This window comes from Bradyrhizobium sp. BR 10261, assembly GCF_019455395.1.
GTDB lineage: Bacteria > Pseudomonadota > Alphaproteobacteria > Rhizobiales > Xanthobacteraceae > Bradyrhizobium > Bradyrhizobium manausense.
On record NZ_JACOFQ010000018.1, the window covers coordinates 1 to 21,950 of the forward strand.

Sequence of the window (21,950 nt, forward strand, 5' to 3'; positions counted from 1 at the left end):
GGTGAATCACAGCACCTCTCCTGGAATGAGGGAATTGAGCGCGGCCCTTCAGGAGTTAGACATTCAGATACTGTTTCTCACAGAGGACAGGCAGTTGCGTTCGTCGCTTTCTATTTTGAAGCCGACGAATGATCGCTTGCTAAGACGTCGGAGCGAAATCGAGACTGATAGTCCATCGACGGATGTGGCTCGGTTTTCGGATCGACAGCGAAACTGGTTAGACGTTTCTCTGATCGCGTCCAGAGTTCAGGACGATTTTCGTCGTCAATTGATCGAACGCGGCAATTTCGGTCAGATGAATGCGAATGGCATATATCTCGATTTGGCTAAGCGTCTCGCATCGGACTGGTCTACGAACGAAAAATCACCTGAAAAAAGCTATGATCGGTTTTTGGTTGAACTGGATCAGGCGGAGCTCCGGGCCAAGTCACTCTACAGCTTGCGTGCTGTCTCGGAGATTCCATTTCAGGACTTCAAGCAGGTGCTTGTCGGCGCCAGAAGTGAGAGGCGCAACGATATCCTACGTATTTTACAGCCGTTTTTGGATTCAACCAGAGCAAGGATCGACGCGCTAGCTCCTCTAACGCATTTGCTGTCCATTCTGGTTAAGGAGCTAAACGACTTCTTCAGCCGTAAAGTTGTCTCTTTCGATACAATCGACGGATTTAAGGTAGTTGGTCCAACTGGCGCAACCCTCCCGCTTTCCGCTCTCTCTTCAGGAGAGAAGCATCTATTTCTCTTGCTTTGTAGCGCTTACCTCAGTCGTCAGAGCAAATGCATCTTTTTGATCGATGAGCCCGAGCTTTCGTTGAACGTATATTGGCAGAGAAATCTTCCAAGAACGCTCCAACGCTTAGCGGAGGACGCTAGCGTCCAATATGTGATGGCGACTCATTCGCTCGAAATTCTTACCGAGTTCAACCACCGGATCAGCCAATTGCAGTCCTAGATGCTCCCAAAACGAAAACTGAGTGAGCTTCTGACCCAAGCTACACTTGATTCCAAGACTTGGACCGTGATTGTGGAAGGCCCCTCTGATCAGGCGGTCATTGGCTCCTATTTCGAAGGAGCTGCCCTTCGCGCCATGATTTATCCGATGCCAAGTGTCGATATCGACAAGTTTACTCCAAGCTCAAGAGGAGGAGACAAGGGTAGGGTACTTCAAGTCGCCAGTTTTCTCGACCAGCAGCGTATAGACAGAGTTTTGTGCGTTGTTGACAAGGACGGAGAGTCTTTCCACAAATTCTGGCTAAGTCCGTGCTGTTTGACGACCGATCTTTCCTGCGTCGAAATTTATCCACTCGATCCTGATGATCTCGCCGGGTACTTAAGCCGCGCCCACTTGGTACAATTGAGCACTGATGCTCTTGCAGGCCTAATAAATACAAGTCGAATAGCGTCCACGTTGGGCTGGCTCAAAGATCAACGGCTTCCTGGGAGAGCACTAGCAAGAATCGATCGTTCGCTTGAGGTGAATGCACAGATCATCAGTCTTGATGTCAAGGATTGGCTCACAAGATCGATCAAGGTGGCGCCTGACCGCGAGAGTTGGATGCTGTTGGAGGACGACCTGCTTACGGCAGAACAGAACTTCACGGGAGATTCTCGCGCGTTAATCAACGTCCACGTGATGGATACAGTCCTGCGATTTTGGTTTCGTAGAGTGCATGGAATCAACTTGGCCGAAGGGTGGTTAGAGCGGCACCTTCGGGGGCAAGCAACTTTTGCCTCTCTCTCCAAGCACGAGTTCTTCCAGCAGCTCAAAAAACGCTTAGAGTAGGGCAGGTCCTACTCAGCCGCCTCGCTCGTGGTCCGTCGTTTCGGCTTCCGCGCCTTCTTCAGTACGGCTCCAGGAACTTGCCCGTGTAGCTGCGTTGCGCCTTCACCATGTCTTCGGGCGGGCCCCAGGCGCGATCTCGCCGCCGATGACGCGCTTTCGGGGCCGAGATCGATGACCTAGAGGGGTTTTGGAGCTCGCTGACAAGTGAGATATTGCGTGCTATGTTTGGTCGAATTCGGGGATAGCCATGCGGCACGAGCGGATTGAAATCAACCCAACGATCATGGACGGCAAGCCCGTCATCCGTGGGACGCGCGTACCAGTCGAATTGGTGCTGCGAGAGCTTGGTGCTGGCATGGCCATCGACGCGATCATCTCGGAGCATCCCCGGCTTACGCCAGAAGATATTAGGGCTGCCCAGGCGTTCGCGGCCGACTATCTGGCTGACGAAGACATCATTTATCGCTGAATCGTGCTCTGGCTCGCCGACGAGTGCGTCACTGCCTCCCTGGTGCTGGAATTGCGGAACGCCGGTCACGACGTGCTCTACATCGCCGAGTTTGCTGCGAGCCTGAGTGACGTTGATGTGATGGCTCTGGCGTCTCGGGAAGGACGTCTTCTTCTCACAGCCGACAAGGACTTTGGCGAGCTTGTCTTTCGTCGCAATCAAGTCGTTCCTGGCCTGATCTTGCTCCGGATCGATCCCGGGAATAATGAGCTAGTGCGGGCGCGGCTTTTGGAGGCCGTTGACCGATTCGGTCAGGGGCTCTTCGGCCGGTATGTGGTGATCGACGAGATTCGTCTGCGATCGCGTCCCTTATAGTGCTGCCTCGCATCGGGAGAGGACTACCGCAGCTTGCGGACGTGAACATTGATGTCGAGGTCGATGTTCTTGACGCAGGTTTGTGTGGTCCGATGGCTTCTTACCTCCTGGATTTCCACACGGTCTCCTCGGTCCAGCCGAGTTCGGCGAACTCGGCGGCCCTCAGTAGAGCTTCTCCCTCGGCGAAGAACTCATCGAGCTGCGGCGGCGCGACTGACGTTGCGGACAGCATGGCGTGCGCCTGTCCGCGATGGTGGATCTGATGCTGGAACAGATGCATCAGCAGCCGGTCGCGGCGTTCGGTCTGGACGCGCGTGTCGCGGTTGATCCGGACACTGCCATCCAGAAGCTCTGATGTCAGTGCATCGCAGACGGCGATCAGGCGCTGGTCCATGGCAGCCTGGGCAGGCTTCAGCTCGGCAAGCGAGGGGTACGGCACCTCGTTTGCCCAGGCGCGTGGTCCGAGCCAGCCGCCCTCCAGCGCATCGATGTAGAAGAGATCGATGACGTAGATGTGGTTCAGCGTGCGTTGAATGCTCGGGAAGAAGCCGGTTCGCGGGGCTTCGAACTCGGCCTGGCTGAGACCGGCGCAGGCGGTGAGCAGGCGATGGTTCGCCCAGGCATTGTTGTGGGCGAAGGCGCGATACGTTTGAACGAGGCCAGCGGACATGTCGGCTTCCCGGATCTCGCTTCTCAGAAGAAGAGCAGCGGCGGATTACGCTTCGCTGATCCGCCCTACGGCTCCAACATTTACTCCGCCGCCTCGCTCGTGCTCCTTCGCTTCGGCTTGCGGGCCTTCTTCAGCACCGGCTCCAGGAACTTGCCGGTGTAGCTGCGTTGCGCTTTCACGATGTCTTCCGGCGGGCCCCAGGCGACGATCTCGCCGCCGCCGTCGCCGCCTTCGGGGCCGAGGTCGATGACCCAGTCTGCCGTCTTGATGACTTCGAGATTGTGCTCGATGACCACGACGGTGTTTCCTTGCGCGACCAGCTCATGCAGCACCTCAAGGAGCTTCTTGACGTCGTGGAAGTGCAGGCCGGTGGTCGGCTCGTCCAGGATATAGAGCGTGCGGCCGGTGGCGCGCTTGGACAGCTCTTTTGCCAATTTGACGCGCTGGGCTTCGCCGCCTGAAAGAGTCGTCGCCTGCTGGCCGACATGGATGTAGTCGAGGCCGACGCGGTGCAGCGTCTGGAAGGTCTCGCGCACGCGCGGCACCGCCTTGAAGAACTCGGCGGCTTCCTCGACGGTCATGTCGAGCACGTCGGCGATGGACTTGCCCTTGAACAGGACCTCCAGCGTCTCGCGGTTGTAGCGCTTGCCCTTGCAGACGTCGCAGGTGACGTAGACGTCGGGCAGGAAGTGCATCTCGATCTTGATGACGCCGTCGCCCTGGCAGGCCTCGCAGCGGCCGCCCTTGACGTTGAAGGAGAAGCGGCCGGGCTCGTAGCCGCGGGCCTTGGCTTCGGGCAGCCCAGCAAACCATTCCCGGATCGGCGTGAAGGCGCCGGTATAGGTCGCCGGATTCGAGCGCGGGGTGCGGCCGATCGGCGACTGGTCGATGTCAATGATCTTGTCGATATGCTCGAGGCCCTCGATGCGATCATGCGGGGCGGCGCCTTCGCTGGCGTTGTTGAGCTTGCGCGCGATCGCCTTGTAGAGCGTATCGATCAGGAGCGTCGACTTGCCGCCGCCGGAGACGCCGGTCACGGCGGTGAACAGGCCGAGCGGAATTTCCGCCGTGACGTTCTTGAGATTATTGCCGCGGGCGTTCACCACCTTGATGGTGCGGCGATGGTTCGGCGGGCGCCGTTCCGGCACCTCGACCTCGAGCTCGCCGGTCAGGTACTTGCCGGTCAGCGATTTCGGGTTGCGCATGATCTGTTCGGGCGTGCCTTCGGCAACGATGTTGCCACCATGCATGCCGGCGCCGGGGCCGATGTCGAGCACGTAGTCGGCGAGGCGAATGGCGTCCTCGTCATGCTCGACCACGACCACGGTATTGCCGAGGTCGCGCAGCCGCTTCAGGGTGTCGAGCAGGCGCGCGTTGTCGCGCTGGTGCAGGCCGATCGACGGCTCGTCCAGAACGTAGAGCACGCCTGTCAGCCCCGAGCCGATCTGCGAGGCGAGGCGAATGCGCTGGCTCTCGCCGCCGGACAGCGTGCCGGAGGAGCGGGAGAGGGTGAGGTAGTTGAGGCCGACGTCGAGCAGGAAGGTCAGGCGCTCGCGGATTTCTTTCAGGATGCGTCCGGCGATCTCGTTCTGCTGCGCGTTCAGCGCATCAGGCACGGTCTCGAACCAGGCGCCGGCGCCCTTCACCGACAGCTCCGAGATCTCGCCGATATGCTTGCCGCCGACCTTGACGCAAAGCGCCTCGGGCTTCAGCCTGAAGCCGTTGCAGGCGCCGCAGGGCACGTCGTGGAAATACTTGGCCAGTTCCTCGCGCGCCCACTCGCTCTCGGTTTCGCGGTAGCGGCGGTTGATGTTGGTGATGACGCCTTCGAACGGCTTCTTGGTATCGTAGGAGCGCACCCCGTCCTCGTAAGAGAACTTGATCTCGTCCTCGCCGGAGCCATGCAGGATGGCGTTCTGCGTTTTCTTCGGCAGATCCTTCCATTTTGTGGTGAGCGTGAACTTGTAGTGCTTGCCGAGCGCGGTCAGCGTCTGCACGTAATAGGGCGACGACGATTTGGCCCAGGGCGCGATCGCGCCCTTGCCGATGGCGAGCTCCTTGTCGGGGATCACCAGATCCTCGTCGACATGCTGCTCGACGCCGAGGCCGCCGCAGGCGGGGCAGGCGCCATAGGGATTGTTGAACGAGAACAGGCGCGGCTCGATCTCGGGGATGGTGAAGCCGGAGACCGGGCAGGCGAATTTTTCCGAGAACAGGATGCGCTCGGGGCCGCTCTTGTCGTGGATCTTGGCCGTCTTCTTTTTCTCTTCGACCGGCGCTGCGGCCGGCGCGTCGGCGAACTCGACCACGGCGAGGCCCTCGGCGAGCTTCAGTGCGGTCTCAAAGCTTTCAGCAAGGCGCTGGCCGATATCGGCGCGGACGACGATGCGGTCGACCACGACGTCGATGTCATGCGGGAATTTCTTGTCCAGAACAGGCGCTTCCGCGAGCTCATAGAAGGTGCCGTCGATCTTGACGCGCTGAAAGCCCTTCTTGAGCCATTCGGCGAGCTCCTTGCGGTACTCGCCCTTGCGGCCGCGCACGACGGGGGCCAGCAGATAAAGCCGGGTGCCCTCAGGCAGCGCCAGCACCCGGTCCACCATCTGCGAGACGGTCTGGCTCTCGATCGGCAGGCCCGTGGCCGGCGAATACGGCACGCCGACGCGCGCCCAGAGCAGGCGCATGTAGTCGTAGATCTCGGTGACGGTGCCGACCGTCGAGCGTGGGTTCTTCGACGTCGTCTTCTGCTCGATCGAGATCGCCGGCGACAGGCCGTCGATCTGGTCGACGTCGGGCTTCTGCATCATCTCCAGGAACTGGCGGGCATAGGCCGAGAGCGACTCGACGTAGCGGCGCTGGCCCTCGGCGTAGATGGTGTCGAAGGCGAGCGAGGATTTGCCGGACCCGGAGAGGCCGGTGAACACCACGAGCTTGTCGCGCGGAATCTCGACGTCGATGTTCTTGAGGTTGTGCTCGCGCGCGCCACGAATCGTAATTGCGCGCAGGCTGGAGCCCGCGTTCTGCTGTTGGCGCTTCGCCTTGATCACTTCATCCATCCGGTTTGCCCTCAAGGAATCCCAAAGCTACGCGATCGCGCCAACGTTTAAGGCGCGCTTCGCCCGGAACCGGGATCGGCGCCAATGGGGTTCTGAGCGAACGTAGGAAGAACGAAGACGGATTTCCAGTGGGACTTGCGAATCGTCAACGGATTGTTGGCGCACTGGCGGGACTTGGCAGCAGGAACCAGGCGCGCAAACAAAAAGGCCGGCGCGAGGCCGGCCTTTCGTGACGATGCGACGTCGGTCGCGAAGATCAGTACTTCGCGACCACCGGGCCGCCGAAGTGATAGTTCACGCCGACCTGCACGGTGTGGAAGTTGATCGTACCGGACGACAGCGGCGTGCCGAGGCTCGAGAAGTAATTCTCGCTGCCGAGGCTACGATAGAGGTACTCGCCCTTGACCGACCACTGCGGAGCAAAGAACGCCTCGACGCCCGCACCTACGGTCCAGCCGGAGTGCCACTTGCTGTCCGACGCGGATACGCCCAGGGCCGAGAGGGTGATCTTGTTGTCGATCCAGGCATAACCACCAGTGCCGTAGAACAGGACGTTGTTGACGGCATATCCGATACGGCCGCGGACGGTGCCCATTGCGTCGGTCTTGGACGACGCGGTGGTGGTCACAATACCGAAGCCGGGGACGACGGTCGCGCCGGTCGCCGTAGCGCTGACGTCAGCCCAGGCGCCATCGGCCTCGACGCCGAACACGACGTTGCCGGTCTGCCAGTTGTAGCCGGCGGTGCCGCCGACGAAGCCACCCTTCATCTTCGGGTCGCCAGAAGCAGCTTCCCAGGCGCCGCCACCGACGATACCGAGATAGAAGCCGGTCCAGGCGTAGACCGAGGCCACGGCCACGGGCGCCTTGGTGTAGGGGCGCGCTGCCAGATCGGCAGCCGAAGCGGCGCCGGTGAGGGTGATCAGAGCGGCCGAAGCCAACAAAACCTTCTTCATTTTCAACTTATCCCAGTCCCAGTTTCTGTTGTTGCCTTCCGCAAGATCGGAAGGGCATCGGACGCTGCGGTCCAAATGGTGCCGTGCTTACACCACGAAAGCTGCAAGCTGCGTCTCTCAAAAGCCACAACAAATACAAATGTAAGAATGGCTGACCCATGGTTCCCGTCGGGAACAGAAAAGCGAAAGGCCGGCACGAGGCCGGCCTTTATTCTCAAACGAATTCAGGTGGATCAGTATTTCGCGATGACCGGGCCGCCCCAGCGATAATTGACGCGGACAAGACCCATGTCGACATTCTGGCTGATGCGATCGGTCTGGAATGCGGTGCCACCGGGCGCGTTGAGCGTCAGAGTCCTGCTGCCCAGGAAGATGTGGTCGTACTCAACGCCCACCGACCAGTTCGGCGCGAAGCCGAACTCGAGGCCGGCGCCAACCGTGCCGCCCCAGCGGTTGTCGCTGGCCGAGGCGAGCAGGGTGCCGGCTCCGACGAATCCGGGCGCGGTGTAGATATTATACTTGTCGGCAACCACGGCACCGCCGCCCTTCACGTAGAACAGCACGTTGTTCCAGGCGTATCCGACCTGGCCCGTGATCAGGCCGAAGGCGTCGATCTTCGAGCGGTTGCGCTGGGTCGGGATGAGGGTGCTGATATTGTCGCCGGAGAAGTCGGCCCAGTTGCCCTGGCCTTCGAGGCCGAACACCCAGTTGGCCGATTGCCAGCGATAGCCGATCTGGCCGCCGACCGTGCCGCCCGTGGCATTGTGGCAGCCCTCGCCGAACAGCGTGCCGGTGGTCGGCGCGACGAAGTCCCAGCATTTGTGGCTCCATCCGCCACCGCCGTTGATGCCGATGTAGAAGCCGCTCCAGTCATAAATGGTGGCGACCATCGGCGGCGGCGCCTTGGTGTAGGGACGCGCCGCAAGATCGGCAGCACTCGCCGGTGCTGACAAGCCCAAGGCAACAATACCAATTGTACCAAACAGAATTTTCTTCATTGCAGTCTCCCCAGTGTCGTCCGCTCCAGTCGTCCCCTGAAGCGGTCAATCAGGCGCGACGCCCATCATCAACCAATTGCGACTCAACCGTAGTCGAATCGGGGGGCCGAGTCCGTCTCTGGAATGCAACAGTCGCTGGGCAATTCATCCGGGCGTAACCTAATGAATGTTAAGCATTTTCCTGCCTGCACCGGTTCCAATTCACGCCGACGTGCATAGCGGCATGAGTCGCTCTTTGCACGCTTGGGTCGCGCGATTTCGAGGGGAACAAATCTGGAACGAATGTTCGGCCGATGCTATATGTGGGGATAACCGAGGGTGTACCGGGCCGAGCGGCCCCTGTAAGCGTATAGGGTCGGCTCAACAGGCGGCGGCGCGGGCGCCTTTTTCGAAATTCAGCGGCATTTGGAGTGGAGAGCGGCGATGGCGGGAAGCGTCAACAAGGTCATTCTGGTCGGAAATCTCGGCAAGGATCCGGAAATCCGCCGCACCCAGGACGGGCGGCCGATCGCGAATCTGAGCATCGCGACCTCCGAGACCTGGCGCGACAAGAACAGTGGCGAACGCAAGGAAAAGACCGAGTGGCACCGCGTCGTGATCTTCAATGAAGGGCTCTGCAAGGTCGCCGAACAGTACCTGAAGAAGGGCGCCAAGGTTTACATCGAGGGTGCGCTCCAGACGCGCAAATGGACCGATCAGAGCGGCGTCGAGAAGTACTCCACCGAGGTCGTACTGCAGGGCTTCAACTCGACCCTGACGATGCTCGACGGCCGCGGCGGTGGCGGAGGAGGCGGCAGCTTCGGCGATGAGGGCGGCGGCGATTTCGGCTCGTCCGGTCCGGTCAGCAGCGCACCGCGCCGCCCCGTGGCCGCCGGCGGCGGTGGCCGCAACAATGATATGGACGACGATATCCCGTTCTAGGGCCGAGCCGGGTTTTTGCGCCGCCTTTGCATCGCTCGCCTAAAGAGGCAGATTTTCTTACCAATTGGCGGGCCAAGCTCGGCTTTTCGGGCTGGCCTGATGTGTTGCCTCAAGCCTTGACCAGGCACGATGTGAATTGTGGTCGGGCCGTTCAGCCCGATCCATCTATTGTCGATCTTCACGCTGGTCATGCTGCCGCTCGCGGTCTGGCGGGCGCATGCCCACCGCCTGACCGATCACCGGCGGATCATGATCCTGATGTTTGCAGGAGCGCTGGTGGTGGCGGGACTGTTCACCCTGCTGCCAAGGCGCATCATGAACCACGTGGTTTTCGGGACTTGAGCGCTGGTTCCCGGCGGCTCGCCCAGACCACGACCCTGAGGTGCCGAGCTGGGCGTAAGCCTCTGGAAAAACAGTCGGAAAAAGCGCTGTCCTGTCCCCCCGCAAGGGTGGTTATCGGGGCCTCGATGCGCTATATGATTCCCAGATAAAACCTCACCGGATTCCCCCTTGGCTGACGACGACAACAAGCCCGGCGACCAGCCGGCGCAACCCTCGGACATTCGCCCCGTCTCGATCTACGAGGAGATGAAAAAGTCCTACCTCGATTACGCCATGAGCGTGATCGTGTCGCGCGCACTGCCCGATGCGCGCGACGGGTTGAAGCCCGTGCACCGCCGCATCCTCTACGCGATGAACAATCGCGGCGACACGCCGGACAAGAAGCACAAGAAGTCCGCCGGTGCCGTCGGTGAAGTCATGGGTAAGTACCATCCCCATGGCGACCAGGCGATCTACGACGCATTGGTGCGCATGGCGCAGGACTTCTCGATGCGCGCCCCCCTGATCGACGGACAGGGCAATTTCGGCTCGGTCGACGGCGATCCGCCCGCGGCGATGCGCTACACCGAATCCCGCCTGACCAAGATCGCGCTCAAGCTCCTCGAGGATATCGACGACGACACGGTCGATTTCCAAGACAATTATGACGGCTCCGAGCGCGAGCCTGTGGTTCTGCCGGCTCGGTTCCCGAACCTTCTGGTCAACGGCGCCGGCGGCATCGCTGTCGGCATGGCGACCAACATCCCGCCGCACAATCTCGGCGAGGTCATCGACGCCTGCGTGGCGCTGATCGACAATCCGTCGCTGAGCATCGACGAGCTCAACAACATCATCCCGGGCCCGGATTTCCCGACCGGCGGCATCATCCTCGGACGCCAGGGCATCCGCAGCGCCTATCATCTCGGCCGCGGCTCCATCGTGATGCGTGGCAAGGTCACCTTCGAGACCATCCGCAAGGAGCGCGAGGCGATCGTCATCACCGAGATCCCGTATCAGGTGAACAAGGCGACGATGGTCGAGCGCATCGCCGAGCTCTATAAGGAAAAGAAGATCGAGGGCATCTCCGATCTGCGCGACGAATCCGACCGCGACGGCTATCGCGTCGTCGTCGAGCTCAAGCGCGACGCCGTGCCCGACGTGGTGCTGAACCAGCTCTACAAGTTCACGCCGCTGCAGACCTCCTTCGGCGTCAACGCCGTCGCGCTCGACTCGGGTCGTCCGCAGACGATGAACCTGAAGGACATGCTGACGATCTTCGTCGGCTTCCGCGAGCAGGTCGTCACCCGCCGCACCAAGTACAAGCTGCGCAAGGCGCGCGAGCGCGCGCACGAGCAGGTTGGCCTTGCGATTGCGGTCGCCAATATCGACGAGATCATCAAGGTCATCAGACACTCGCCGACGCCGGCCGCCGCGCGCGAGACCCTGATGACGCGCGACTGGCCGGCGCGCGACGTCGAGGACATCATCACGCTGATCGACGATCCCCGCCATCGCATCAACGAGGACGGCACCATCCGCCTGTCGCTGGAGCAGGCGAGGGCGATCCTCGAGCTGCGCCTCGCACGCCTGACCGCGCTCGGCCGCGATGAGATCGGCGAGGAGCTGGCAAAGCTCGCCGGCGAGATCGGCGATTATCTCGAGATCCTGCGCTCGCGGGCACGCATCCTCGACATCATCAAGACCGAGCTTGCAGAGGTGAAGGCCGAGTTCGCCACCCCCCGCAAGACCGTGATCATGGAGCAGGAAGGCGAGGTCGAGGACGAGGACCTGATCCAGCGCGAGGACATGGTGGTCACCGTCTCGCACGCCGGCTATGTCAAGCGCGTGCCGCTGTCGGCCTATCGCGCCCAGCGCCGCGGCGGCAAGGGCCGCTCCGGCATGCAGACCCGCGACGAGGACTTTGTCAGCCGGCTCTTTGTCGCGTCGACTCATACGCCGGTGCTGTTCTTCTCGTCGCGCGGCCAGGTCTACAAGGAGAAGGTCTGGCGGCTGCCGATGGCAGCTCCCAACGCGCGCGGCAAGGCGCTGATCAACATCCTGCCGCTGGAGCAGGGCGAGCGCATCACCACCATCATGCCGCTGCCCGAGGATGAATCCACTTGGGGCCAGTTGGACGTGATGTTCGCCACCACAGGCGGCAATGTCCGGCGCAACAAGCTGTCCGACTTCGTCGACGTTCGCCGCTCCGGCATCATTGCAATGAAGCTCGACGACGGCGAAGCAATCGTCGACGTGCAGATCTGCACCGAGCATGACGACGTGCTGCTGACCGCGGCCGGCGGCCAGTGCATCCGCTTCCCCGTCCCCGACGTGCGCGTGTTCACCGGGCGCACCTCGATGGGCGTGCGGGGCATTGCGCTTGGCGAGGGTGACAAGGTGATCTCTCTGGCGATCCTGCGCCATGTCGAAACCACCTCGGACGAGCGTTCGGCCTATTTGAAGATGCGCCGCGCAGTCGCCGGCGAAGCTGCGGCCGAGGAGCCGGCAGCGGATGCCGAGGGCGAGGAGACCTCCGGCAGCTTCCAGCTCGCGCAGGAGCGCTATGCCGAGATGTCGGCGGCCGAGCAGGTCGTGCTCACCGTCTCCGTCAACGGCTATGGCAAGCGGACCTCGTCCTACGAGTACCGCACCACGGGCCGCGGCGGCAAAGGCATCGTCGCCATGAGCGTCAACAACCGCAACGGCAACCTCGTCGCGTCCTTCCCCGTCGAGGATGCGGACCAGATCATGCTGGTCACCGACAAGGGCCAGCTGATCCGCTGCCCGGTCGAAGGCATCCGCATCGCCGGCCGTTCGACCCAAGGCGTGATCGTGTTCGACACCGCCGAGGACGAGCACGTCGTCTCGGTCGAGCACATCACGGAAGAGACGGAGAGCGGCAATGGCGAGAACGGCAACGGGACGTAACGTATGCCGCGCGCCATTGGTCACCTGTTTGCCGTCCTTCTGGCCGTTACTCTTGCGACCAGCGCGTCTGCCGCTGATGTCAGGGTGATGATCTCGGCCGGGTTCTTCGCCGTGTATGAAGAGCTCGGTCCAGCCTTTGAGAAGTCGACGGGACACAAGCTCATCACGACGCGCGGCCCTTCGGTCGGTGATTCACCGGAAGCCATTCCGACGCGCCTGTCGCGCGGCGAGGAGGCCGACGTCGTGATCATGGACGGCGTCGGCGTCGATCTGCTGGACCAGAAGGGATTGATGCGCGCGGGCAGCCGGGTGCCGCTGGCGGAATCGTTCATCGGCATGGTGGTCCGGGCCGGACAACCCAAGCCCGACATCAGCACAATGGATGCGCTTCGCAGGACGCTGCTTGCGGCGAAGTCCATCGCCTATTCGGACAGTTCCAGCGGCACTTATCTGTCGACGATCGGATTCAAGAAGCTCGGCGTCGCCGATGAGATCTCCGGCAAAACCCGCAAGGTGCGCGGCCCACCTTCAGGTGAACCGGTCGCTGCCGTGGTCGCCCGCGGTGAGGCAGAGATCGGCTTTCAGCAAGTCCCGGAGTTGATCCACGTGCCGGGAATCGATTTCGTGGGCACCGTGCCGTCCGAGGTTCAGCCACCGACGCTGTATGTCGGTGCTCTGCCCAGGAATTCACAACAGTCCGACGCCGCGGCGGCGCTGCTCCACTTCCTGTCTTCCGCGGATGCGGCGGCGGTGATCACCAAGTCCGGAATGAGGCCTTTGCAGCACTGAGCCGACTATCAGGCGTTCGCAAGCTCTCTCGTGAGATCGGCGAGCGCCTCGCGCTTGCCGATCTGCGCCATCCAGCACCAGAGCTCCAGCGTGCCATAGAGGTGGTAGAGGTCGAGCGTCTGCTGCCAGTCGGGCCGGTCGATCTTGCCGTAGCCGGCGAGCAAGCCGTCGCGCTTGGGCGCGTCCTCGGCCGTGAAATAGTACAGCGCCTTGGCGATATCCATCAGCGGATCGCCTGATGTCGCACTCTCGAAGTCGACGATGCCTGTCAGGTGCGGCGCGCCTTCCTGCGTCACCAGCATGTTGCCGGCATGGAAATCGTAGTGACAGAGGCGAGGGCTGACGGCCGCCTCGAGCAGATGCTGCCGGGCCGTGACGCTGTCCCGGAGATGTGCGGCGAGCGCCGGATCGCCGCCGCGGGCATCAAACTCTGCTAGCTTCCTGTCGAACTGCGCGGACATGTAGGCATGGTTGCTCGGATGCGCAGTCCAGACGCCGTTGGGGCCGATATAGCCAAAGCTGTCGAGGGTGATGTCGTTAATCTTGCGGAGCGCGGCGCCCATCTCGGCGTAGATGGCAAACAACTCGACCTCCGACAGCGCCGCCTCGCGTCGGCCGAGCACAGTGCCGTCAAGCCTGGTCATGAGCACATAGTTCAGGTCGATCACCGATCGCGTGTCGTCAGCGAGCAGGATTTTGGGAATGGCTGTGCCGCAATTTCGCAGAAGGCCGAGCACATAGAGCTCTTTCGCCATCTTCCATTGCAGTGATTCAGGATAGACCTTGAGGATGCAGGCCGGAGCATCCGCCAGCGCGATCTCGAGGACGGTGCTGATCTCCCCGCCGTGCAGCTCGGTGACGCCGAGCACGACGGCCTGCTGTGACGTCCGGCGCACGATCGCCTGCGCCTGATCGAGCGAGATCGCCAGCCGAGGTTTCAGTTGCAGAGCCGGATCGTCTCTGGTCTTCATGGCTTCAAGGTCGGGCTACGCCCTTGCCCTAGATCTCCAGCTCCGTGCCGAATTCCACGACCTGCTTGGTCGGCACGCCGAAGAACGCCGCTGAGCGTTCGGCGTTGCGCTGCAGGAAGGCAAACAGGCCTTCGCGCCAGACCCACATGCCAGGGACGTCCTCGCGCGGGATGATGGTCTCGCGGCCGACGTAATAGGTGATGTCGGCGAGGTCGATGCCGGGCAGCTTGCCTTGGCGGCACGTGAGGGTCAGGCCTTCGTAGATGGTCGGATTCTGCATGAAGCCATAATGCAGGATCACGCGGGTGATGCCGGGAATGATCTCGATCACCTCGGCCCGATCCTCATCGGGAACATGCGGGGATTCCTCGATCAGCACGGTGACCAGCAGCACGCGTTCATGCAGCACGCGGTTGTGCTTGACGAACTGCGTGAGCGCCAGCGGCACGCCTTTCGGGGCCGAGGCCAGGAACACCGCTGTGCCGGGCAGGCGCGCGCTGCACTTGTTGACCGCGGTCTCGATCAGGTCCTCCTCGGGCTGTCGCAGCCTTGCCCGCGCGGCCTCGACCAGTTTCACGCCGGCCCGCCAGGTCAGCATGACGAAGGCAACGAGGCCGGCGAGCAGCAGCGGAAACCAGCCGCCCTCGAACAGCTTGATCGAGTTGGCCGCGAAGAAGATCATGTCGATGACGAAGAAGAAGCCGTTCACGGCCACCACCAGCCACGGCGAAAAACCCCACTGGATCGCGACCAGGGCCGCAAGCAGCGTGGTGATCGCCATCAGCAGCGACACCGCGATGCCATAGGCGCCGGCGAGTGCGTCCGAGGTGCCGAAGCTCAGCACGGCGCCGAGCGTTGCGGCGGCGAGCAGCCAGTTCACCAGCGGCACGTAGATCTGGCCGATCGCGTCGCTCTGGGTGTGGCGGATCTGCATGCGCGGCAGGAAGCCGAGCTGGATCGACTGCTGGGTCAGCGAGAACACGCCGGAGATGATCGCCTGCGAGGCGATCACGGTCGCAACGGCGGAGAACGCGACCAGACCGTAATGCAGGAAGTCAGGGCAAAGCTGGAAGAACGGATTCTCGATCATCGAGGGATCGGTGATCAGCAGCGCAGCCTGGCCGAAATAGTTCAGCACCAGCGCCGGCAAGCAGATCGCGAACCAGGCGAGCCGGATCGGCAGACGGCCGAAATGCCCCATATCGGCATACATCGCCTCGCCGCCTGTCACCGCGAGGAAGGCCGCGCCGAGGATCGCGAAGGAGATCTGGAAGTCCTGATGGATCAGGAAGTCGAAGGCATAGAACGGGCTGAGCGCGGCCAGCACGGCCGGCGCCTTGAAGATGCCGTGGATGCCGAGCGCGGCCAGCACGATGAACCAGGCCAGCATGACCGGGCCGAAGATGCGGCCGATGAAGCCGGTGCCTTGCTTTTGCATCACGAACAGGCCGACCAGGATGGCGATGGTAACGGGCACGACCACGGGCGAGAGCGAGGGCGCGTCGACCTTCAGGCCTTCGATGGCCGATAGCACCGAGATGGCTGGCGTAATCGCGCCGTCGCCATAGAGCAACGCCGCGCCGACCAGGCCGACGACGAGCAGGTGCGCGCGCCAGGTCCCGGGCTGGGCGTGGCGGGCATGCAGCAGCGCCAGCAGCGCCACGATGCCGCCTTCGCCGCGGTTGTCCGCGCGCAGGATCAATAGCGCATATTTCAGCGAGATGATGAGCAGCAGGGCCCACAGGATCAGCGAGGCGACGCCGAGCACAGCATCCTGTGTCACTGTGCCACCATGGGCGGCCGCCTTGGCGGCTTCCTTCAGGGCATAGAGGGGGCTGGTGCCGATATCGCCATAGACCACCCCGAGGGCGCCCATGGTCATGGCAAGCGGAAGCGGATTGGGATGATGGCCGGAAGCGACCGCGGGCGTACTGGACAATTGCAAACCCTTCGATGGGAATCGCACCCGTCGGGTCATTCCGAGGGGCGCGCGCGTCAACCACTCTGCGACGAGACGTCGCAAATTGCCATCGGATTTCTATCGGGGCTTGTGCCGGCGTTTATGACGCCAGCCTGACAAGTCGCCTACGGGGTGCGGTCTGCCGTGACCAGGCGAGCAACGCGGACGTCGGCCTTTGTGCCGGCGCGGCGCAGGCAGGAGGCCTCGAAGTTCGGCCACGCCTGCTGCGAGCAATCTCTGCCAATGGCCTTGATGTCGAGCCGGTCTGCCTTGGCCAGCGGTTGCGGCACGCTCGCTTCAACGGTGGGAGCAAAACCGGGCAGCAGGGTGAGGGCTGCAGCAACACACGCAGCAACAGCGATCGCTGAAAGAGCCTTGATCATTGACGGTCCCCTGTGATGCGGCCGCTACGCCCAGTATGCGGCCCGTCATTCGTTGGCTGGATTGGTAACCATGCCCAGTTTCCGGACGTCTTCGCCGATGCCGGAAATGGTTTCGTGCGCATCCGGTTGTGTGTCGTGGACGCCCCCAGGACGAAACAAACGGCCCGTTGCGACGCGGAATGCCGGAAAAATCGGCAGGATACGGGCAGGGACCCGGCCCGGCTTGCCGGGCAGAGCCGGGCGCGGTAGGAGGGGGCCATGCCGCGGATTGCCTTTTACCCAGGTTCCTTCGACCCCATCACCAACGGCCATCTGGACGTGGTCCGGCATGCCGTCCCCCTGTGCGACAGGCTTGTTGTCGCTATCGGCGCTCATCCCGGCAAGAAGCCGCTGTTCTCGGCCGAGGAGCGGCTGAAAATGCTGCATGATGTCTGCGGGCCGGTGGCGGCCCAGGCGGGCTGTACGCTGGAGACCACCACCTTTGACGATCTCTCGGTGACCGCCGCCCGCAAGCATGGTGCGACCATCATGATCAGAGGTTTGCGCGATGGCACCGACCTCGACTACGAAATGCAGCTCGCAGGCATGAATGAGGCCATGGCGCCCGAGGTGCATACGGTTTTCCTGCCGGCATCCCCCATGGTCCGCCCGATCACCGCCACACTGGTGCGACAGATCGCGGGTATGGGTGGTGACGTGTCGGCCTTCGTGCCGCCGCTCGTTGCATCCTTGCTCAAGGCCAAATTCGCCTGATAACGGCGCACTTCTTCATCTCATCTGATCCGGAGCTTTCATGAACCGTCGTTTCGCAATCCTTGCCACGATGTTTGTCGCGCTTATTGCCGCGGCCCCGGCCGTGGCGCAGCAGCTGCCGGCCAATCTCGACAAGGCCAATGCGCTCGTCATCGACACCACAAAGGGCCGCATCGTCATCAAGCTCAGGACCGACCTGGCCCCGCAGCACGCCGAGCGCCTCAAGCAGCTGGCGCGCGAGGGCTTCTACAACAACGTGCCGTTCCACCGCGTGATGGACGGCTTCATGGCCCAGACCGGCGACGGCCAGAACGGCAACGGCACCGGTGGCTCGAAATATCCCAATCTGAAGCAGGAATTCTCCAAGGTTCACTTCGCGCGCGGCATCGTCGGCATGGCACGGCGCGGCGACAGCGTCGATACCGCCAACTCGCAGTTCTTCATCATGTTCGCCGACGGCGGCAGCCTCGACGGCCAGTACACCGTCATCGGCGAGGTCGTGCAGGGCATGGACGTGGTCGACAAGCTGAAGAAGGCACCGGCCGGCTCGCCGAGCGGCACCGTCACCGATCCCGACAAGATGGTGAAGGTGCAAGTCGCCTCCGACATCAAGTAGGAGGGCTCATGGCGCGCCGCGGCGACAGGCTTCTGCTCGCTGCCGCAGCGCTCCTGCTTGGCGCGATCGGTGCTGCTGCCGAGGACGCCAAGGTCGACACCATCGCGGACATTTCCAGGTACTTGCAAACCTGCTGGAAACCGCCGCCAACCAGCAAGGCTCACCCTATCGACATCACCGTCATCGTGAGCTTTAACCGGAGCGGAAACATTTTGGGCCATCCGCGAATTTCCTATGAATCCGCGGATGCCACCGACGAAGACCGGCTGCAGTACCGCATCGCGGTGATGGAGACATTGCAACGCTGCACGCCGTTGCCATTTACCGATGCAATGGCCGGCGCGGCCGCGGGACGTCCCTTCGCGATCCCGATCCGCCGCCGGAAGACTTCACCTCCAACACAAGAGAGACGAGCATGAACGTCACCGAAAACACATTGATCCTCGAGACCACGCAGGGCCCCGTCACCATCGAGATGCGTCCGGACCTCGCGCCCGGCCATGTCGCCCGCATCAAGGAGCTGGTCCGTGAGGGCTTCTACGACGGCATCGTGTTCCATCGCGTGATCGAGGGCTTCATGGCCCAGACCGGCTGCCCGCACGGCACCGGCACCGGCGGATCCGGCAAGAAGCTGAAGGCCGAGTTCAACAAGGAGCCGCATGTGCGCGGCACCGCATCGATGGCGCGCGCGGCGAGCCCGGATTCCGGCGACAGCCAGTTCTTCATCTGCTTCGACGACGCCCGTTTCCTCGACAACCAGTACACGGTGTGGGGCAAGGTCACCGAAGGCATGGAGAACGTCGACAAGATCAAGCGCGGCGAGCCGGTCCAGAACCCGGACAAGATCGTCAAGGCGCGGATGGCGGCCGATAAGGAATAACGGCCTTTTGCCGTCGTCATGCCCCGCCTGGTGCGCAATTGCGCACAAGGCGGGCGATGGCAAGTTCTGGACATGCGCACCGACCTGTTCGATTTCGACCTGCCGCCAGAGCGCATCGCCTTGCGCCCGGCCAGTCCCCGCGACTCCGCGAAGATGCTGGTCGTGGAGAACGGCGCGCTGCGCGACCAGGCCATTGCGGATCTGCCGCACTGGCTGAAGCCGGGCGACCAGCTCGTCGTCAACGACACCAAGGTGATCGCGGCGCAATTGAAGGGCCGCCGGATCGGCCGCGAGACCGAGCCGAAGATCGAGGCAACCTTGATCAAGCGCCTCGACGGCTCGCGCTGGCAGGCGCTGGTGAAGCCCGCTAAGAAGCTCACGGCTGGCGACCGCATCCGCTTCGGCAATGAGGGCAAGGTCTGCCTGCTCGGCCATCTCGATGCCGAGGTCGAGGCCAAGGGGATGGAAGGCGAGGTGACGCTTGGCTTCTCGTTCCATGGGCCCGCGCTGGACCAGGCGATCGCCGATCTCGGCAGCCCGCCGCTGCCGCCCTACATCGCTTCCAAGCGCACTCCTGACGATCAGGATCTCGCGGACTACCAAACGATGTTCGCGACGAACGAAGGCGCGGTGGCTGCGCCGACCGCGGGCCTGCATTTCACGGCGGCGCTGGAGCAAGCGCTCCATGCGCGCGGCGTCAGCATCGTCCGCGTGACGCTACATGTCGGGGCAGGGACGTTCCTGCCGGTGAAGGTCGATGACACCGACGCTCACAAGATGCATGCCGAGTGGGGGACGATCTCCGCCGAGACCGCGGCGCGGCTCAACAGCGCGCGCAAGAGCGGCGGCCGCATCATCGCCGTCGGCACCACGTCATTGCGGCTGCTGGAAAGCGCCACCACCGAGGACGGCACCATCCAGCCGTTCGCGGCCGAGACCTCGATCTTCATCACGCCCGGCTATCGTTTTCGCGCGGTCGATATTCTGATGACGAATTTCCATCTGCCGAAGTCGACGCTGTTCATGCTGGTGTCGGCCTTCGCCGGCCTGGATACGATGAAGCAGGCCTATGCGCATGCGATCGCGAACGGGTACCGGTTCTATTCGTATGGGGACGCGTGTTTGTTGTTTAGGGCCGAGCCGTAGGGTGGGTTAGCCGTAAGGCGTAACCCACCATTTCTGTTTCCGATTGGAAAGAGGCGGATTACGCCGTGCGAACTGCGCTTCGCGCAGTCGCAGGGCTAATCCACCCTACGCACCTTCTCTTACGCCATCACACGCTGCGGCAGGAGCTCCGCGATCTGCACGGCGTTCAGCGCGGCGCCCTTGAGCAGCTGATCGGCCGCCACGAACATCGAAATCGAATGGCCAGAGGGGTCGCTGAGGTCCTTGCGGATGCGGCCGACCAGGACATCGTCCTGGCCCGAGGCGTCGATCGGCATCGGGAAGTAGTTCTTGAGGCGGTCGTCGACGACCTTCACGCCCGGCGCCTGCGCCATGAGGCTGCGGACCTGGTCTTCGGTGATCGGCCTCTCGCATTCGAAGGTGATGGCCTCGCAATGGGCGCGCAGCACCGGCACGCGGACGCAGGTGACGCCGATCGCGATATTCTCGTCCTCGAAGATCTTGCGGGTTTCCTTGATGACCTTGGTCTCTTCGTCGTTGTAGCCGGTCTCGGGATCGACGGCCGTGTTGTGGTTGAAGAGATTGAACGCGTAGGGGTGCGGCATCACCTTGGGCGTGTAGACCTGCCCGTTGAGATTGGCGCGGGTCGACTCGACGAGCTCGTCCATTGCGGCCGCGCCGGCGCCGGAGGCGGCTTGATAGGTCGAGATGATCACGCGCTTGATGCGGTTCTTCTGATGGATCGGCCAGAGCGGCACCAGCGCGGTGATCGCGGCGCAGTTCGGGTTGGCGATGATGCCCTTGTGGTCGCGGATACGGCCAGCGTTCACTTCGGGGATGACCAGCGGCACGTTCGGATCCATGCGGAAGGCTGAGGAGTTGTCGACGACGACCGCGCCGGCCTTGACCGCGATGGGCGCGAACCTCTTCGAGATGCCGCTGCCGGCGGAGAACAGCGCGATGTCGACGCCCTCGAAGGCGCGCTCGGTCAATTCCTCGATGATGATGTTCTGGCCGCGGAACGATACCGTCTTGCCGGCGGAGCGGGCGCTGGCAAGCGCCTTGAGCTTGCCGACGCGAAAGCCGCGCTTGTCCATGGTGGCGATGAATTCGGCGCCCACCGCACCGGTGACGCCGACAATCGCGACGACGGGATCGTTACTCACTTTGTCCTCCATTGCATTCGCTTGAGCTGTGATTCAGGCAACAAAAAAGCCCCAGACCATCATGGGCGGGGCTTCGGCAGAGCTTGATGCGTTTTAGTCGACGACTATGCGCGCACGCCTCCCCGGGCCCCGAAGGCCGTGGTGGTTTTGGTCGTGCGTTTGGTGGTCGTGAACATGGCGGGACTTATGCGGGAGAGTTGTGCGTCCGTCAATGGCTTTTCGGCGGGATGATGGCCTCGTCACTTGCCCCGCACGCCCGGCGGCTCGAGCAGGACCTCCTTGAGATCGTCGCCGCTGATGACGACGATCGCGAAATTGAGCCGGCCGCCCTCGCGCACCAGCCCGCCGCTGATGGCCTTGCCTGATGCCGCCTTCTCGGCGACGCGCACCGCGTCAGCCAGGCGGTGCTTGATGATGCCGAGTGCGGCGAGGTTGCTGCGATCCTCATTGTCCAGCTCGGTCAGGGGCAGGGCGGCCTCGCCGCCGATGACCTCGCCGGTCGCCGCGTTGATGGTGTAGCGCCAGATCCGGTCGTTGTGCAGGGTCTTGACCCGGTAGACCGGCACGCCCGAGCCGCCGTCGAAGCTGATATCCGCGGTGGTCGCGCCGGCATGACGGGCTTCCGCGATCGCCATCGCCTGGCTGATCGAGATCGACGAAGAGCGGAAGCGCTCGATTTCGCGGCTGACCGCCTGGCGATCCGCCGCGGCGTCCCCATCTGTCTCGCCGTGGATTGTGGCGGGCGTAGAGCCTGCCGAGATGGTCGCGCGAACAGGCGCTGCGATGAGCAGCCCTGACAGGGCGATCGCAAGCAATCCGCATATCCCTGGTCTTGTCGCGCTCATGGTCCAAACC

Annotated in this window: 21 protein-coding genes and 1 pseudogene; 13 read left to right on the plus strand and 9 right to left on the minus strand. The window is 62.7% G+C overall.

Annotation, left to right across the window (positions count from 1 at the left end; translation table 11 throughout):
* The 4 genes from HYH07_RS21075 to HYH07_RS21090 form a co-directional block, all read left to right on the plus strand.
* Positions 1–949, plus strand: a 949-nt coding sequence (locus HYH07_RS21075; RefSeq protein ID WP_220004294.1) for an AAA family ATPase, incomplete at its 5' end; no start/stop codon positions are given.
* On the plus strand, positions 950–1,780 hold the full coding sequence (locus HYH07_RS21080) for a hypothetical protein (RefSeq protein ID WP_220004295.1): 831 nt from the start codon (positions 950–952) through the stop codon (positions 1,778–1,780). It begins immediately after the preceding gene.
* Between the two features lie 283 nt (positions 1,781–2,063).
* The gene (locus HYH07_RS21085; RefSeq protein ID WP_249781145.1) at positions 2,064–2,249 is read left to right on the plus strand and encodes a DUF433 domain-containing protein; all 186 of its coding nucleotides are present in this window, start codon (positions 2,064–2,066) and stop codon (positions 2,247–2,249) included.
* Between the two features lie 42 nt (positions 2,250–2,291).
* Positions 2,292–2,603, plus strand: a complete 312-nt coding sequence (locus tag HYH07_RS21090) for a DUF5615 family PIN-like protein (RefSeq protein WP_312016690.1) — start codon at positions 2,292–2,294, stop codon at positions 2,601–2,603.
* 100 nt (positions 2,604–2,703) lie between these two features.
* Here the strand turns inward: HYH07_RS21090 and HYH07_RS21095 are convergent, their stop codons facing one another.
* The 4 genes from HYH07_RS21095 to HYH07_RS21110 form a co-directional block, all read right to left on the minus strand.
* On the minus strand, positions 2,704–3,273 hold the full coding sequence (locus HYH07_RS21095) for a DinB family protein (RefSeq protein ID WP_220004298.1): 570 nt from the start codon (positions 3,271–3,273) through the stop codon (positions 2,704–2,706).
* An 80-nt stretch (positions 3,274–3,353) separates the two neighbouring features.
* Positions 3,354–6,329, minus strand: a complete 2,976-nt coding sequence (gene uvrA / locus HYH07_RS21100; RefSeq protein ID WP_220004299.1) for an excinuclease ABC subunit UvrA — start codon at positions 6,327–6,329, stop codon at positions 3,354–3,356.
* 256 nt (positions 6,330–6,585) lie between these two features.
* On the minus strand, positions 6,586–7,284 hold the full coding sequence (locus HYH07_RS21105; protein WP_220004300.1) for an outer membrane protein: 699 nt from the start codon (positions 7,282–7,284) through the stop codon (positions 6,586–6,588).
* A gap of 233 nt (positions 7,285–7,517) precedes the next feature.
* Positions 7,518–8,282: an outer membrane protein gene (locus HYH07_RS21110; RefSeq protein ID WP_220004301.1), complete on the minus strand. Its 765-nt coding sequence runs from the start codon at positions 8,280–8,282 to the stop codon at positions 7,518–7,520.
* Between the two features lie 423 nt (positions 8,283–8,705).
* On the opposite strand from HYH07_RS21110, the gene HYH07_RS21115 reads away from it, so the two are divergent.
* The 4 genes and pseudogenes from HYH07_RS21115 (at position 8,706) to HYH07_RS21130 (ending at position 13,241) form a co-directional block, all read left to right on the plus strand.
* Positions 8,706–9,203: a single-stranded DNA-binding protein gene (locus HYH07_RS21115; RefSeq protein WP_220004302.1), complete on the plus strand. Its 498-nt coding sequence runs from the start codon at positions 8,706–8,708 to the stop codon at positions 9,201–9,203.
* A gap of 138 nt (positions 9,204–9,341) precedes the next feature.
* Positions 9,342–9,545, plus strand: a pseudogene (locus HYH07_RS21120) (hypothetical protein); the annotation flags it as partial.
* A 168-nt stretch (positions 9,546–9,713) separates the two neighbouring features.
* Positions 9,714–12,452, plus strand: a complete 2,739-nt coding sequence (gyrA, locus tag HYH07_RS21125) for a DNA gyrase subunit A (protein ID WP_220004303.1) — start codon at positions 9,714–9,716, stop codon at positions 12,450–12,452.
* A 3-nt stretch (positions 12,453–12,455) separates the two neighbouring features.
* Positions 12,456–13,241: a substrate-binding domain-containing protein gene (locus HYH07_RS21130; RefSeq protein WP_220004304.1), complete on the plus strand. Its 786-nt coding sequence runs from the start codon at positions 12,456–12,458 to the stop codon at positions 13,239–13,241.
* Between the two features lie 8 nt (positions 13,242–13,249).
* Here the strand turns inward: HYH07_RS21130 and HYH07_RS21135 are convergent, their stop codons facing one another.
* From HYH07_RS21135 to HYH07_RS21145, 3 genes are all read right to left on the minus strand, one after another.
* Positions 13,250–14,212, minus strand: coding sequence for a phosphotransferase family protein (locus HYH07_RS21135; RefSeq protein WP_220004305.1), 963 nt, complete (start codon positions 14,210–14,212; stop codon positions 13,250–13,252).
* A 28-nt stretch (positions 14,213–14,240) separates the two neighbouring features.
* The gene (locus HYH07_RS21140; RefSeq protein ID WP_220004415.1) at positions 14,241–16,094 is read right to left on the minus strand and encodes a potassium transporter Kup; all 1,854 of its coding nucleotides are present in this window, start codon (positions 16,092–16,094) and stop codon (positions 14,241–14,243) included.
* A 203-nt stretch (positions 16,095–16,297) separates the two neighbouring features.
* On the minus strand, positions 16,298–16,555 hold the full coding sequence (locus HYH07_RS21145) for a hypothetical protein (protein WP_220004306.1): 258 nt from the start codon (positions 16,553–16,555) through the stop codon (positions 16,298–16,300).
* 258 nt (positions 16,556–16,813) lie between these two features.
* On the opposite strand from HYH07_RS21145, the gene coaD reads away from it, so the two are divergent.
* The 5 genes from coaD to queA all read left to right on the plus strand — a co-directional run bounded on the left by coaD (position 16,814) and on the right by queA (position 19,950).
* Positions 16,814–17,308, plus strand: a complete 495-nt coding sequence (gene coaD, locus HYH07_RS21150; RefSeq protein WP_220004307.1) for a pantetheine-phosphate adenylyltransferase — start codon at positions 16,814–16,816, stop codon at positions 17,306–17,308.
* A 40-nt stretch (positions 17,309–17,348) separates the two neighbouring features.
* Positions 17,349–17,924: a peptidylprolyl isomerase gene (locus HYH07_RS21155; protein WP_220004308.1), complete on the plus strand. Its 576-nt coding sequence runs from the start codon at positions 17,349–17,351 to the stop codon at positions 17,922–17,924.
* Positions 17,925–17,932: 8 nt separating this feature from the next.
* Positions 17,933–18,343: a hypothetical protein gene (locus HYH07_RS21160; protein WP_220004309.1), complete on the plus strand. Its 411-nt coding sequence runs from the start codon at positions 17,933–17,935 to the stop codon at positions 18,341–18,343.
* Entirely contained in the window at positions 18,340–18,804 is a 465-nt protein-coding gene (locus tag HYH07_RS21165) for a peptidylprolyl isomerase (RefSeq protein ID WP_220004310.1), read from the plus strand. The genes HYH07_RS21160 and HYH07_RS21165 overlap by 4 nt, the downstream gene beginning before the upstream one ends.
* 72 nt (positions 18,805–18,876) lie before the next feature.
* On the plus strand, positions 18,877–19,950 hold the full coding sequence (gene queA, locus HYH07_RS21170) for a tRNA preQ1(34) S-adenosylmethionine ribosyltransferase-isomerase QueA (RefSeq protein ID WP_220004311.1): 1,074 nt from the start codon (positions 18,877–18,879) through the stop codon (positions 19,948–19,950).
* 119 nt (positions 19,951–20,069) lie between these two features.
* Here the strand turns inward: queA and HYH07_RS21175 are convergent, their stop codons facing one another.
* Together HYH07_RS21175 and HYH07_RS21180 are read right to left on the minus strand one after the other, a co-directional pair.
* Positions 20,070–21,107, minus strand: a complete 1,038-nt coding sequence (locus HYH07_RS21175; protein ID WP_220004312.1) for an aspartate-semialdehyde dehydrogenase — start codon at positions 21,105–21,107, stop codon at positions 20,070–20,072.
* A 227-nt stretch (positions 21,108–21,334) separates the two neighbouring features.
* Entirely contained in the window at positions 21,335–21,940 is a 606-nt protein-coding gene (locus tag HYH07_RS21180; RefSeq protein WP_220004313.1) for a PepSY domain-containing protein, read from the minus strand.
* Between the last annotated feature and the right edge of the window lie 10 nt (positions 21,941–21,950).

Excerpts from the sequence above, each read along its gene's own strand:
- HYH07_RS21145 (WP_220004306.1), bottom strand. The coding sequence starts at position 16,555 with ATGATCAAGGCTCTTTCAGCGATCGCTGTTGCTGCGTGTGTTGCTGCA.
- HYH07_RS21135 (WP_220004305.1), bottom strand. The coding sequence starts at position 14,212 with ATGAAGACCAGAGACGATCCGGCTCTGCAACTGAAACCTCGGCTGGCG.
- HYH07_RS21080 (WP_220004295.1), top strand. The coding sequence starts at position 950 with ATGCTCCCAAAACGAAAACTGAGTGAGCTTCTGACCCAAGCTACACTT.
- HYH07_RS21165 (WP_220004310.1), top strand. The coding sequence starts at position 18,340 with ATGAACGTCACCGAAAACACATTGATCCTCGAGACCACGCAGGGCCCC.
- queA (WP_220004311.1), top strand. The coding sequence starts at position 18,877 with ATGCGCACCGACCTGTTCGATTTCGACCTGCCGCCAGAGCGCATCGCC.
- HYH07_RS21130 (WP_220004304.1), top strand. The coding sequence starts at position 12,456 with ATGCCGCGCGCCATTGGTCACCTGTTTGCCGTCCTTCTGGCCGTTACT.
- HYH07_RS21155 (WP_220004308.1), top strand. The coding sequence starts at position 17,349 with ATGAACCGTCGTTTCGCAATCCTTGCCACGATGTTTGTCGCGCTTATT.
- HYH07_RS21180 (WP_220004313.1), bottom strand. The coding sequence starts at position 21,940 with ATGAGCGCGACAAGACCAGGGATATGCGGATTGCTTGCGATCGCCCTG.
- HYH07_RS21095 (WP_220004298.1), bottom strand. The coding sequence starts at position 3,273 with ATGTCCGCTGGCCTCGTTCAAACGTATCGCGCCTTCGCCCACAACAAT.
- coaD (WP_220004307.1), top strand. The coding sequence starts at position 16,814 with ATGCCGCGGATTGCCTTTTACCCAGGTTCCTTCGACCCCATCACCAAC.
- HYH07_RS21175 (WP_220004312.1), bottom strand. The coding sequence starts at position 21,107 with ATGGAGGACAAAGTGAGTAACGATCCCGTCGTCGCGATTGTCGGCGTC.
- HYH07_RS21105 (WP_220004300.1), bottom strand. The coding sequence starts at position 7,284 with ATGAAGAAGGTTTTGTTGGCTTCGGCCGCTCTGATCACCCTCACCGGC.
- HYH07_RS21110 (WP_220004301.1), bottom strand. The coding sequence starts at position 8,282 with ATGAAGAAAATTCTGTTTGGTACAATTGGTATTGTTGCCTTGGGCTTG.
- HYH07_RS21115 (WP_220004302.1), top strand. The coding sequence starts at position 8,706 with ATGGCGGGAAGCGTCAACAAGGTCATTCTGGTCGGAAATCTCGGCAAG.
- uvrA (WP_220004299.1), bottom strand. The coding sequence starts at position 6,329 with ATGGATGAAGTGATCAAGGCGAAGCGCCAACAGCAGAACGCGGGCTCC.
- HYH07_RS21160 (WP_220004309.1), top strand. The coding sequence starts at position 17,933 with ATGGCGCGCCGCGGCGACAGGCTTCTGCTCGCTGCCGCAGCGCTCCTG.
- HYH07_RS21140 (WP_220004415.1), bottom strand. The coding sequence starts at position 16,094 with ATGACCATGGGCGCCCTCGGGGTGGTCTATGGCGATATCGGCACCAGC.
- HYH07_RS21085 (WP_249781145.1), top strand. The coding sequence starts at position 2,064 with ATGGACGGCAAGCCCGTCATCCGTGGGACGCGCGTACCAGTCGAATTG.